Here is a 12,147-nt window from a genome sequence, read left to right as displayed (position 1 = left end):
AGCATGACCGCGAGATCGGATCTGGAACGGGAACTGGGCGGGCCGCTGGCGGCCCTGGACGAGCTCGGCGATCGGGAGGTCACCGATCTGCTGGTGTTGCTGCACGCCGCGCGGCGGCACGAGACGGCCGCGCTGAACGAGGCCGTCGACGCCATGGTCGGCGCGCTGCCCCGGCCGTTGCGCGGGATCACGAAGAAGATCATGTTCGGCGACCGGCTCGACCGATGAGCGATCTGGTCACCCGCGCGCAGCTGGTCCTGCTCGCCCGCACCCTGCACGTTCCGCCGGAGCGGCTGGCGCATCTGGAACGGCTGGGGGCCGATCGGTTGCACGAGATCCAGCAGCGGCTGGCCAATGCGCTGTTCGATCAGCACGCCGAAATGTTCTCGCGAATCAGCAAATTGGTGCCGATCATCCCGTTGACGATCTCACTGCCGCTGGTGCAGCGGCTGGTGCCGCCGATGATGACCGGGCGCGCGGCGGGGGCGGTCGGGGTGGATCATCCGAAGAAGGCGGTGGAGACGGTCAGCATGCTGAACCCGTCCTACGCGGCCGACTGCGCGCCGTATCTGGACCCGCGCGCGCTGGGCCTGCTCGCGGATCTGGCGCCGCCCGGACCGGTGGTGCGGGCGGTCAACGAGATCCTGCGCCGCCGCGACTACATCACGGCGGGGCCGTTCCTCGCCTACGCGACACCGGCTCTGATCGAGGCGGTGGAGCACGGTGTCGACGACGACGCGGGGCTGATCTTCTCCGCGGCCTACGCCTTCGAGGCCGACAGCGTGGACGCGATCGTCCGGCACCTGCTGGTCGGTGCGTCGCAACGCATTCCGCGCATGATCCGGACCGTGCTGGCTGGGTCGCCGGAGTTGCAGGCGGCGGCGTTGTCGATCTTCTCCCGCTGTCACCCGGAGACGGTGGCGGCGGTGGGCGAGATCCTGTTCACCATCGGGTCCATCCCGCAGTTGAGCAATTTCGTCGACAACGCCATCCGGGTCCGCGCGGTCCCCGAATTGCTCACGGTCACAGGGCATCTCGGCCCCGGCGCGCTGGGCCGGTTGGCGACCAACCCGATCCTCGCCCACGATCCGGCGCTGCACGCGCTCGTCAGCGGCCTCGACGGCGAGGCGCGCCCGGCGCCCTGGCGGGGCCTGCTCGCGCTGCTCCGCGCCGCCCCCGCCGACATCCGGCAACGCGGCGCCCGGATGCTGGCCGGATTGTCCCCCGCGACGCTGGCCGAATTGCCCGCTCTGGCAACCCAAGCCGACCTGTGGTCGCCCCTGCTGGAATTCCTCGCGAGCGCCGACGCCGAGGTCCGCTCCCACGTCGGCGCGATCTGGGCGACGCTTCCGCCGGAACGCCGCACCGCCTTGCAGTGGCACCTGGCGGAATACCGCGACGACCCGCGGCTCGACGTGATCGCGGCGGCGATACCCCAGGAGTCGGCGGAGGAGGTGTTCTTCCGCCGACGCCGCGCCGGGCGGCATCGGGGGACGGGGGCGGGGTGGGATCAGCAGGAGGCGCGGTGAGTGAGAACCATTGTGGGGCAGAGGTTTCGGGTAGCGGGGCGGCATACTCGGAGTCGGCGGTGGGCTGCCGACGGAGGCTCGTGGGCGAGGGTGTTGAGGATTAGGAGCCGGGTATCTGGTCGAGTTGTGACCAGAGTTGTTGTGGGCCTGCGATATTCACGCCGAGCGGGGTCAGTCGGGCGCGGAGGCCGCGGTCGGCGGTGACTACGGTGATCGGGGCGATGCCGTTCTCGGTGGCGGAGGTCGCCTCCGCGACGATGGTGTCGTCGCCCGAGCCGGGGGCGGCTACCGTGCGGACGGGCGAGAAATCTTCGGCGGCAACGGGTTTCGTTGCGCCCTCAAGGATGACGAGGATGGTGGAACCGGCGGGTAGGTGTCGGGTCCAAGCGGCGAGGCGGGTGAGGAGGCGGCGGGCGGCGGCGGGGCGGTCGCGCCACCAGCCATCGGGGCGGGAGCCGATCACGTTGGCGGCGTCGATGATCCAGAGGCGAGGGTCGGTGGTCATCGGGCGGTCACCTGGCGACGGATGTCGAGGAGGTGGTGGCGGAGTTCGTGCTCGGTGTGCAGGGCGATCCAGCGGAGCGAGCGCAGCGATTCCGCGGGGTAGGTGAAGACGAGGGTGCGCTCCCAGTCGGCCTCGCCGAGGCGGTTCAGCGCATTGGCCAGGAGCAGGGCGGCGTCGCGGAGTTGCCGAGCCACGTCCTGGGGGCGCTGGTCGGCGTAGCCGTCGTGGTCGACGCGCTCGTCGCGGCCCATGGGAGTGGCGGTCGGGGTGTCGGTGCGGCGGGCGGCGAGCACGCGTTCACGCATGACCAGCAGGACGTCACGGACGTGACAGGCGTATTCGAGGGGCGACCACACGCCGGGATCGGCGCGCCGCCGCAGCAGCGACGGGTCGAGCGCCAGCAGCTCGGCGTAGTCGGCCGCGTAGGCGACGGCGCGATCCGCGACCTCGGCGGCTCGGGCCAGGTCGTAGTCGAATCCGCATTCGGCGCAGGCGTCCACGGGCTCACGGTATGCCAGGGCCCGCGAGCCGCCGCGACGGGGCGGCGCGGGAACGGCTGCGGTCCTGTCGGACAACGGTTTTCGTTCGGCTCCCCGATCGCGGGGAGTGTGCGAGCATAGTGCCCATGCTCATTGTGGTCACGCGGAGCGGCGGGCTCACCGGTAAGCCGAAGACCGCCGAACTGGACACCGCCGGACGCGACGACGCCGCCGAATGGGAGGACCTCGCCCGGCAGGTGCTCGCCGCCGGGTCGGACACCCCGGCGACGCCGGTCCCGGACGGCTACGTGTACCGGATCGTCGTCGACGGGCGAACCGTCGAATGCGCCGATCCGAACCTGACGCCCGAACAGCGCCGCTTGATCACCGGCGTGCTGCAATCGGCCCAGTGACGTCCGATTCGTTCAAGACCTTCCGCGGTCGTGGGCGCTTTACTGAGGCGACCACGAACGGAAGGAGTCTCGTATGCGGATCGGCATCGCCGCCGTCACCCTCGGGGTCGATGATCTGGAACGGTCGCTGCGGTTCTACCGCGACGGCCTGGGCCTGACCACCGAAGGCATCATCGGCACCGAATTCGCCAGGGACGCAACCACTCCCGGCGGCGCGGTGGCCATGTTCACCCTCGCCGACGGGCTCATCCTGTCGCTGTACGGCCGCGCGGACCTCGCCCTGGACGCGGACATCCCCGTCGAACGCGTCGCCGGGTCGCCGATGAGCCTCGGCGTCTTCGTCGACCACCGCGACGACGTCGATCACACCCTCGAGCGCGCCGAACGGGCGGGCGGGCGGATCGTGCGAGCGCCCCTGGAACGACCATGGGGCATCTACGCGGGCTACTTCGCCGACCCGGACGACCATCTGTGGGAGGTCGTGCACTTTATGGGTGGGACGGCGGGTTGACTCACTCCCCCGGCGAGAACAGCTCGGCGCACAACCGCGCGAACTCCGAGTAGGTGAGCTTGCCGTTGAGGTCGTAGTCCAGTTCGTTCAACAGCTCCCGGATCTGCTCGCCGCTGCGCTTGCCGCCGACCGCCCGCACCATCGCCTCCAGCTCCCCCACCTCGACGGCCCCGCTCCCGTCCTGGTCGAAGACCCGGAACACCGCCTCGAAATCCTGTTGCTCGGCCACGGGTTCACTATCGCAGATCGCGCGCTCACCGCCGATAGCGCGTGGTCCCGGCCGAATCACGGGTATTGCTCACCAGTTTGGCGAAGCATTCGTCGGCGACGATGCCGTGGTCGTCGCACCAGCCGTTGGCGGGCGCGGCGTCGGGGAAGGTGACCCCGGCGACGGTGACCCACCAGCCGCGCAGGTCGAAGGTCTGCCATTCGTCGCTCCAGAGCAGCCGGACCTCGGGGTAGCGCAACCGCAGACGCAGATGCTGATTCAGGATCTCCACGGCGGACCAGGTGACCACGCGACCGTCCACGTCCGGGGCGACCAGCCCGATCCGCTTGGACGACAGTTGCGGCACCCAGCGATCGGCGAGGTCCTGGGCGATCACGGCCCGGTCGGCGTCGGCCTGCGCGCGCAGGGCGTCCAGCGCGGCGGACTCGGCGTCCCCGGCGGTGGCGGCGGGTGTCCCCGCGCTCGGCGCGCTCCCTGCCGCCGCGTCACGGTATTCGCCTTGCGCGGGACCGTGACTCGTGCCCGCGTCGGCGCATTCGACGAGCACGGTGCGGCCGCCGCCGATCGCCTGCGCGCTCGACCCCGATCGGCCGTCGAGCGAGGTCGGCAGCCGCCAGAAGGCGCCGAGCGGAAACCGGAATTCGTGCTCGACGGAGACGGCGGGGTCCGGGAGGTACAGCGGTGTGCCGGAGAAGTCGAAGACGCCCGAGGCGACGGGATGACCGCCGTCGGTGAGACTGATCCGCAGCGCGTCGGTGGAGACGATGTCGCCGTGCGGGCAGCGGGCCCGCAACTCCATGCGGACGACGAGGCCGCTCTGCTCGGTGCGATACCCGACCGGCGTCAGCACGGGCGGCTGCCCGCATCGGGTGACCGAACGCGTTCCGGCGCGGGGTGTTTCGCCCTCGGTGGGGTAGTTCCACGAGGATGCTGCCGAATCGCTCATCGGGGTGGTCCGATGGGTGACCCACCAGGTGGCGTCGCCGGACACCACGAGGACACCGACGACTACCAGCACGGGGAACCAGACCCCGCCGTGCCGTGCTGGTTTGGTCGAATTCGTCTCTCGCACAGGCGAAGTCAGTCCCGCTGGACGCGCAGGCAGAGCCGCATCCGCCCCTTGCCCGGGCTGGCCCGAATCCGCCCCTTGCGCGGGCAGAGCCGAATCCGGCTCTCGCGCAGGCAGAACCGCATCCGCTTCCCACGCGGACAGGGCCGCATCCGGCCCTCCCGCGGGCAGTGCCGAATTTGCCTCTCGCGCAGGCACAGCCGAACCCGCTTCCCACGCGGGCAGAGCCAAGTTTGCCCCTCGCGTGGGCAGAGCCGAGTTCGCTTCTCGCGCGGGCGGAGACGAATCTGCTTCTCGCGCACGCAGATCCAGGTACATCAGGGTCTGGGCGGCTCGGAACAGGGGGAACGCTATGGCTGTCGCTAGCAGGAGGTACAGCGGGACGAACACCACGACCGTCGCTGACGGGAGGGTGATCGTGACGAGGCCGATGGGCACGAAGGATACGGCCAAGACGGCTGTCATCAGGATCGCCCACAATATGTGCAGCGCGAGGATGCGGCCGAAGCACTGGCGTACCAGGGTGGCCGAACGTTGTAGTGACGCAACGACTCCCAGGCCCTCGAGGGTCATGACCACCGGGGCCAGACCGAACAGCACCCCGAGGGCGAAGACGGCGATTCCGACGACCGGCAGGACGACCAGATTGCCGCCCGCGAACAGGATCACGGGCAGCGCGAGCCAATCCGGCGCCAGGATCAGGAGGTAGAACACGACCATGAGGCGGCACAATGGCAGGAATCTCGGCCGGACCCGCGCGATCACCGCCCCGAGCCCGACGTTCTCCCCTCGGATCGCGTGCTCGGCCGCGACGACGCACACCCCGTTGATCGCCGCGTCCGCGGGAATGCCCACCGCGAACAGCGCCGCCACGAACACGGCCAGCGTCCCGAGCATCGCGGCGACCAGACCGTTCAGCGAACTCCCGGCCCCCGAGACGGCGAAGCCGATCACGGACGTGCACACCGACCACAGCGCGACCAGCGCCACGACGATCGCCCCGAATGTGAACCCGATCGACACCTTCCAGTTCAGTCGCGTCGCGCCGATCGCGCCGCCGACCAGATCGCCGAACGACATCGGCCGCGAGCCGAACGTGTTGTCCCGCAAGCCCATTGGGTGCCTCCCCAACCGCCGGGCCGCCGCCGCTCATCCGCGGCGATCCCGCGGTTTCGATGCTATCCAGGGTGCGGGCGCGCGTCCGTCGTCCGTTCGGCCGACAGGTGCGCCGGAGCCGTGAGCAGCCGGTCGAGGTGGTCGCGCGACCAGGCGCACAGGCCGTGGACCGTGCGGAGCAGGTCGCGGCCCGGCTCGGTGAGGGTGTAGTCGACGCGCGGGTTGGGGGTGGCGTGGTCGAAACGGGTTATGAGCGCGTGGTTTTCGAGGCGGCGCAGGGTTTGGGTGAGCACCTTGGCGCTGACGCCGGGGAGAGCGCGGTGCAGTTCGCGGAAGCGGTGGTGACCCGCGGCGATCTGTTCGAGGGTGGCCAGGGCCCACTTCGTGGACAGGACGGCGTGCACGCGGCGGGCGATCGCGTGCGCCGGATGGTCCTCGGCGTTCTCGGGCATGGGCGGTTACCTTCGAGTGCGTACTGTCGGGAGCGGTGCGGTCACCGTAGCGTGCGCAATGTGCGAATCCTGAAGACCTATGCCCGGTTGTTCGTGGCCGATCTCGACACGTCGCTGCCGATCTACGAGGAATTGGCCGGGGCAGCGGCCGATCTCCGCGTCGATTTCGAGCGCGCCGAACTCGCGGCCGTGGGCGACTTCCTGCTCATCGCGGGCGAACCCGAGCACACCGATCGCTATCGCGGCACCGTCGGGCCGGTGGTGGTCGACGATCTCGACGAGCTGATCGATCGGCTCCGCGCCGCGGGGGCCGTCGTGCGCGACGGCCCCCGGATCAGCCCGACCGGGCGATTCGCCTACCTCCGGCATCCGGACGGGGTCGACATGGAGTACGTCGAATGGTCGCCGGAGGTGCGGGCGCGGGTGCTCGGCGACGACGCCTAACCAACCGCGACCTTGCCGCGGGTGGTGGTCTTGCGGGCCTTGGTCGTCTTGCGGGCCGGTTTCGGATCCGCGGCGGGCGCGGCGGCGAGGACCTCGCGCAGGAACTGACCGGTGTAGCTCTCGCCCACGGCCGCAATGTCTTCCGGGGTGCCCTCGGCCACGACCGTGCCGCCGCCGGAACCGCCCTCGGGGCCCATATCGATCACCCAGTCGGAGGTCTTGATGACGTCCAGGTTGTGTTCGATGACGATGACCGTATTGCCCTTGTCGACCAGACCGTTGATCACGCCGAGCAGTTTGCGGATGTCCTCGAAGTGCAGACCCGTGGTCGGCTCGTCGAGGATGTAGACCGTGCGGCCGGTGGACCGCTTCTGCAATTCGGCCGCGAGCTTGACGCGCTGGGCCTCGCCACCCGACAGCGTCGGCGCGCTCTGCCCGAGCCGGACATAACCCAGGCCGACGTCGACGAGGGTCTTGAGGTAGCGGTGGATCGAGGTGACCGGCTCGAAGAACTCGGCCGCCTCCTCGATCGGCATGTCCAGCACCTCGGCGATGGTCTTGCCCTTGTAGTGCACCTCGAGCGTCTCGCGGTTGTAGCGCGCGCCGTGACAGACCTCGCACGGCACGTACACGTCGGGCAGGAAGTTCATCTCGATCTTCAGCGTGCCGTCGCCCGAACACGCCTCGCAGCGGCCGCCTTTCACGTTGAACGAGAATCGGCCGGGCTGGTAGCCGCGCACCTTCGCCTCGGTGGTCGCCGCGAACAGGGTGCGGATCTTGTCGAACACGCCGGTGTAGGTGGCCGGATTCGACCGCGGGGTGCGGCCGATCGGGGACTGGTCCACCTGCACCAGCTTGTCGAGATGGTCGAGGCCGTTGATGCGGGTGTGCCGACCGGGGACCTGGCGCGCGCCGTTGAGCTTGTTGGCGAGCACCGTCGCGAGGATGTCGTTGACGAGGGTGGACTTGCCCGAGCCGGACACGCCGGTGACGGAGGTGAGCACGCCCAGCGGGAAACTCACGTCGATGCCGCGCAGATTGTGCTCGTTCGCGCCGACGACGGTGAGCTGCTTCTTCTTGTTCACCGGCCGCCGCACCAGCGGCACCTCGATGCGTTCGCGGCCCGAAAGATACGCTCCCGTCAGCGAATTGGGGTCGGCGAGCAGGCCGGGATACGACCCGCTGTAGACCACCTGGCCGCCGTGCTCACCGGCGAGCGGGCCGATGTCGACCACCCAGTCCGAGGCGTGGATGGTGTCCTCGTCGTGCTCGACGACGATGAGCGTGTTGCCGAGATCCCGTAGGCGCGTGAGGGTTTCGATGAGACGGCGGTTGTCGCGCTGATGCAGGCCGATGGACGGCTCGTCGAGCACGTACAGCACGCCGACCAGACCCGAACCGATCTGGGTGGCGAGCCGGATGCGTTGCGCCTCACCGCCGGACAGCGTGGCCGCCGCGCGCGAGAGCGTGAGGTACTCGAGGCCGACGTCGAGCAGGAAGCCGAGCCGGGCCTGGATCTCCTTGAGCACCTGGCCCGCGATGGCCGCCTCGCGCTCGCCCAGTTCGAGGGAGTTGAGGAACCGGGAGCAGTCGCGGATGGAGAAGTCGCAGACCTCGGCGATGGACTTGCGGCCCCCTTCCGCGTTCAGGGTGACCGCGAGGATCTCGGGGCGCAGGCGGGCGCCGTGGCAGACCGGACACGGGACGTCGCGCATGTAGCCGTCGTAGTGTTCCTTCATCTGCTCGGACTCGGTGTTCTCGAGCCGCCGTTGCAGGAAGGGCATGACGCCCTCGAAGTCGGCGTAGTAGGACCGCTTGCGGCCGTAGCGGTTGGTGTAGGAGACGTGCACCTGATCGGAACTGCCCTCCAGCACGGCCTTTCGCGCCTTGGCGGGCAGCTGGTTCCAGGGGGTGTCCATGGAGAAGCCGATCGCGTCGGCCACGCCCTGGAGGAGGCGGTTGAAGTACTCGGCGGTCTGGCCGCGCGACCACGGCGCGATCGCGCCACCGGCGAGGCTCAGCTCCGGATCGGGCACCACCAGATCCGGGTCGACCTCCTTGCGGATGCCCAGGCCCGCGCAGTCGGGGCAGGCGCCGTAGGGCGAGTTGAACGAGAACGAGCGCGGCTCCAGATCCTCGATGTCGAGGGGGTGCCCGTTGGGGCAGGCCAGCTTCTCGGAGAAGCGGCGTTCGCGGTCGTGGGCGTGCTCGTCGCGGTCGACGAAGTCCAGCACGACGATGCCGTCGGCGAGCCGCAGCGCGGTCTCGATCGAATCGGTCAGGCGCTGTTTGGAACTCGGCTTGACGGCGAGGCGGTCGACCACCACCTCGATGTCGTGCTTCTCCTGCTTCTTCAGCTTGGGCGGGTCGGTCAGCGGATACACCACGCCGTCGACCCGCACGCGCGAGTAGCCCTGGGTGTTGAGCTGGTCGAACAGGTCGACGAATTCGCCCTTGCGCGTGCGCACCACGGGGGCGAGCACCTGGAAGCGGATGCCCTCCTCCATCGCCAGCACCTGGTCCACGATCTGCTGCGGGGTCTGTTTGGCGATCAGCTCACCGCAGACCGGGCAGTGCGGGGTGCCCGCGCGGGCGTACAGCAGGCGCAGGTAGTCGTAGACCTCGGTGATCGTGCCGACCGTGGACCGCGGGTTGCGGTTGGTCGACTTCTGGTCGATCGACACGGCCGGGGACAGGCCCTCGATGAAGTCCACATCGGGCTTGTCCATCTGGCCGAGGAACTGCCGCGCGTACGCCGACAGCGACTCGACGTACCGGCGCTGCCCCTCGGCGAAGATGGTGTCGAACGCGAGACTCGACTTGCCGGAACCGGACAGCCCGGTGAACACGATGAGGCTGTCGCGGGGCAGGTCGAGATCCACCCCCTTGAGGTTGTGCTCCCGCGCTCCACGCACCGTCAGGCGATCCGCCACAGGCCGTCCCTTCTCACTCGTGTTCGGCATCCAGATTCATCCCGGCCGCCATGCTAGGCACACCCACCGACAAGTTCCGGCGCGCAGGCGCCGACCAGGCGCGAAGCGGGATCTCGGCGGACGCCGACGGATTGCCCGGCCGCACGACAGCGACCGCCCACCCAGAGTACCCACCCAACCCCACCACCCCCAGGCGCACGAACCCAGCCGCACCCTTTATCCGAATCCGCACCCGTTGTAGGGCCCTGTACGGGGTGCGGATCCGAATAAGGGGTGCGGCTGGGTTCGTATACCTGGGTTCGTGGGGCTGGGGACACGCCCGGGGGATGGGCGGGGGTGGAGTGGGCATTCGGCGGGTGTAATGAACGTCGAGCGGTACCCGATGAAGTGCCCGAGCCACGACCGGCTTGATCCATGTCCCGTTGCAGTGACACCGATGATCAGGGGGTACGTGTGGAAGCAGGTGACGAGCGGTACCGATTCCTGGTGGAGCACAGCCCCGACGGGATGATCGTGCACGAACGCGGCGTCATCGTGTACGCGAATCCGGCGATGGCCCGGTTACTGGGCGCCGACGGGGTGGAGCGGCTCATCGGGCAACCGCTCGCGCGGTTCCTCGATCGCCAGTCGGCCCTCGTACTCGACCGCACCGGCCTGGCCGCCGACACCCCAAACACCGCAACCCAAGCGGCCACCACACCAAACACCGCAACCCAGGCCGCCGCCACGCCCGACCCCGCGACGCCAGCCGCCGCCACGCCCAACAGCGCTACCCGGGCCGCCACCACGCCCGAGACCGCACCCCAAACCGCCGCACATAACACCGCACCCCAGGCCGCCACCACACCCAACGCCGCAACCCGGGCCGCCGCGACACCCGAGACCGCAACCCAGACCGTCGCCACACCTGACACCGCACCTCAGGCCGCCACCACACCCGACGCCGTGCCCCGGGCCGCCACGACACCCGACACCGGTACCCAGGCCGCCACACCCGACACCGCAACCCAGGCCCCCACCACACCCAACCTCGTGACCCGGGCCGAGGTGACCCTGCTGTGCTGGGACGGGAGCACCGTGCCCGTGGAGGCCGTGTCGGTCGCCACGGTGTGGGAGGGGCGCGCGGCGTATCAGGTCGTCGTCCACGATCTCACCGCGCAGCGGCGGGCCGAGGCTGGGCAGCGGCGGGCCGAGCAGCACTACACCACCGTTGTGTCCCAGCTCGAGGAGGGGGTGGTGGTGATCGATCGGGCGGGGCGGATCGAATCGATCAATCCGGCGGCCGCGCGGATCTTCGGGCGTCCCGACGACGATCCGGTGGGCCGGACCATCGACTCGCTCGGGCTGGATCTGCTCGATGCCAATGGGCAGCCGTTGGCGATGGCGCGGCATCCGGTCGCGCGGACGCTGGCCACCGGGGAGACCATCTCGCGGTATGTGTTCGGGATCGATCGGGCCGACGGGCAACGTCGGTGGCTGTCGGGGTCTAGCCGATTGCTCAATCCGGGGGATCCGCACTCGTCGGCGGTGTCGTCGTTCAACGATGTCACCGAATTCCGTGCCAGCAGAAGGCAATTGGAGTATCAGGCCACGCACGATCCGCTCACCGGGCTGGCCAACCGGTCGCTGGTGCTGGCGCGGCTGGCGGCGGCGCTGGGGATCAGCGAGGAGCGACCGGTCTCGACGGTGTTGTTCATAGACCTGGACGGGTTCAAGCGGATCAACGACACCCTCGGGCACGCCATCGGCGACACCGTGTTGCAGATCGTCGCGCAGCGCTTGCAGCGCGGGCTGCGGGCCGAGGACGTGGTCGGCCGGATCGGCGGCGACGAGTTCCTGGTGCTGCTGTCGGGCAGCACGACGCCCGCCGACCTGGATCGGCTCGTGGCCCGGCTGCGGGCCGGCATGGCCGAGCCGATTATCGCGCGCGGGCATCGCATTCGCGTCGAGGCGTCGATCGGCGTCACCCCGCTCTGTCCCGGCGACGCCCGCAGTCCCGAAGCCGTGCTGCACGATGCGGACGTGGCGATGTACCGTGCGAAACCGAACGGTCATCGTGAGGGCGACGCCCTCGGGCGGAGACCGAACAGCACCCACGCGTCCTGAAAGACCCGCCGATGATTCTCGAACACGCGCTGCTTCCGGTTTCCCCTCATCGCACCGCGGAGTTCGAGGCGGCCTTCGCCGAGGCCCGCGCGCTCATCGCCGCGACACCCGGATTCCGCTCGCTCACGCTGTCGCGATCGATCGAGAGTCCGGGCACCTATCTGCTGCTGGTGCAATGGGATCGAGTCGAGGATCACACCGAGGGATTTCGCGGCACGCCGCGGTACGAGCGGTGGCGGCAATTACTGCACCACTTCTACGAGCCCTTTCCGGTCGTCGAGCACTTCACCCCGGTTCTCGACGCGACACCACCGAACACCGGCAGCGCAACACCACCGAACACCACCGACGCGCACCCCCG

At 69.5% G+C, this 12,147-nt stretch carries 12 protein-coding genes and 1 pseudogene; 7 read left to right on the top strand and 6 right to left on the bottom strand.

Annotated features, from left to right (window positions below; translation table 11 throughout):
• Positions 1–3: 3 nt before the first annotated feature.
• Entirely contained in the window at positions 4–228 is a 225-nt protein-coding gene (locus ACFYTQ_RS17950; protein WP_387361963.1) for a hypothetical protein, read from the top strand.
• The gene (locus ACFYTQ_RS17945) at positions 225–1,529 is read left to right on the top strand and encodes a hypothetical protein (protein WP_387361961.1); all 1,305 of its coding nucleotides are present in this window, start codon (positions 225–227) and stop codon (positions 1,527–1,529) included. The genes ACFYTQ_RS17950 and ACFYTQ_RS17945 overlap by 4 nt, the downstream gene beginning before the upstream one ends.
• 100 nt (positions 1,530–1,629) lie before the next feature.
• Here the strand turns inward: ACFYTQ_RS17945 and ACFYTQ_RS17940 are convergent, their stop codons facing one another.
• Positions 1,630–2,034, bottom strand: coding sequence for a hypothetical protein (locus ACFYTQ_RS17940; RefSeq protein WP_387361959.1), 405 nt, complete (start codon positions 2,032–2,034; stop codon positions 1,630–1,632).
• Positions 2,031–2,534, bottom strand: a complete 504-nt coding sequence (locus tag ACFYTQ_RS17935) for a DinB family protein (protein WP_387361958.1) — start codon at positions 2,532–2,534, stop codon at positions 2,031–2,033. Before ACFYTQ_RS17935 ends, ACFYTQ_RS17940 begins: the two co-directional genes overlap by 4 nt.
• 125 nt (positions 2,535–2,659) lie before the next feature.
• Between ACFYTQ_RS17935 and ACFYTQ_RS17930 the strand changes: the two genes are divergently transcribed.
• Positions 2,660–2,926 (top strand): protealysin inhibitor emfourin, encoded by a 267-nt coding sequence (locus tag ACFYTQ_RS17930; protein ID WP_387361956.1) that lies wholly within the window; start codon positions 2,660–2,662, stop codon positions 2,924–2,926.
• 73 nt (positions 2,927–2,999) lie between these two features.
• A complete protein-coding gene (locus ACFYTQ_RS17925) occupies positions 3,000–3,437 on the top strand; it encodes a VOC family protein (RefSeq protein WP_387361954.1) in 438 nt (145 codons plus the stop codon).
• Position 3,438: 1 nt separating this feature from the next.
• Here ACFYTQ_RS17925 and ACFYTQ_RS17920 read toward each other — a convergent pair whose 3' ends face one another.
• The 3 genes from ACFYTQ_RS17920 to ACFYTQ_RS17910 form a co-directional block, all read right to left on the bottom strand.
• Positions 3,439–3,666 carry an EF-hand domain-containing protein gene (locus ACFYTQ_RS17920; protein WP_387361952.1) on the bottom strand — a complete coding sequence of 76 codons (228 nt, stop codon included), beginning with the start codon at positions 3,664–3,666 and terminating at the stop codon, positions 3,439–3,441.
• Between the two features lie 25 nt (positions 3,667–3,691).
• Entirely contained in the window at positions 3,692–5,851 is a 2,160-nt protein-coding gene (locus ACFYTQ_RS17915; RefSeq protein WP_387361950.1) for a hypothetical protein, read from the bottom strand.
• Positions 5,852–5,913: 62 nt separating this feature from the next.
• A complete protein-coding gene (locus ACFYTQ_RS17910) occupies positions 5,914–6,303 on the bottom strand; it encodes a winged helix-turn-helix transcriptional regulator (RefSeq protein WP_387361948.1) in 390 nt (129 codons plus the stop codon).
• Between the two features lie 60 nt (positions 6,304–6,363).
• On the opposite strand from ACFYTQ_RS17910, the gene ACFYTQ_RS17905 reads away from it, so the two are divergent.
• Positions 6,364–6,747: a VOC family protein gene (locus ACFYTQ_RS17905; protein ID WP_387361946.1), complete on the top strand. Its 384-nt coding sequence runs from the start codon at positions 6,364–6,366 to the stop codon at positions 6,745–6,747.
• On the opposite strand, the gene uvrA is transcribed toward ACFYTQ_RS17905, so the two are convergent.
• Entirely contained in the window at positions 6,744–9,680 is a 2,937-nt protein-coding gene (gene uvrA, locus ACFYTQ_RS17900; RefSeq protein ID WP_387361944.1) for an excinuclease ABC subunit UvrA, read from the bottom strand. The genes ACFYTQ_RS17905 and uvrA overlap by 4 nt on opposite strands.
• A gap of 453 nt (positions 9,681–10,133) precedes the next feature.
• Here uvrA and ACFYTQ_RS17895 point away from each other — a divergent pair, with 453 nt between their 5' ends.
• A complete protein-coding gene (locus ACFYTQ_RS17895) occupies positions 10,134–11,786 on the top strand; it encodes a diguanylate cyclase domain-containing protein (protein WP_387361942.1) in 1,653 nt (550 codons plus the stop codon).
• A gap of 11 nt (positions 11,787–11,797) precedes the next feature.
• A pseudogene (locus ACFYTQ_RS17890) lies at positions 11,798–12,085 on the top strand (antibiotic biosynthesis monooxygenase family protein); the annotation flags it as partial.
• Between the last annotated feature and the right edge of the window lie 62 nt (positions 12,086–12,147).

Source organism: Nocardia sp. NPDC004068 (assembly GCF_042874315.1).
In the GTDB taxonomy this organism is placed as follows: Bacteria; Actinomycetota; Actinomycetes; order Mycobacteriales; family Mycobacteriaceae; genus Nocardia.
Note: the sequence above shows the minus strand (reverse complement) of the source record. Positions and strands in the feature narration are given on the sequence as shown.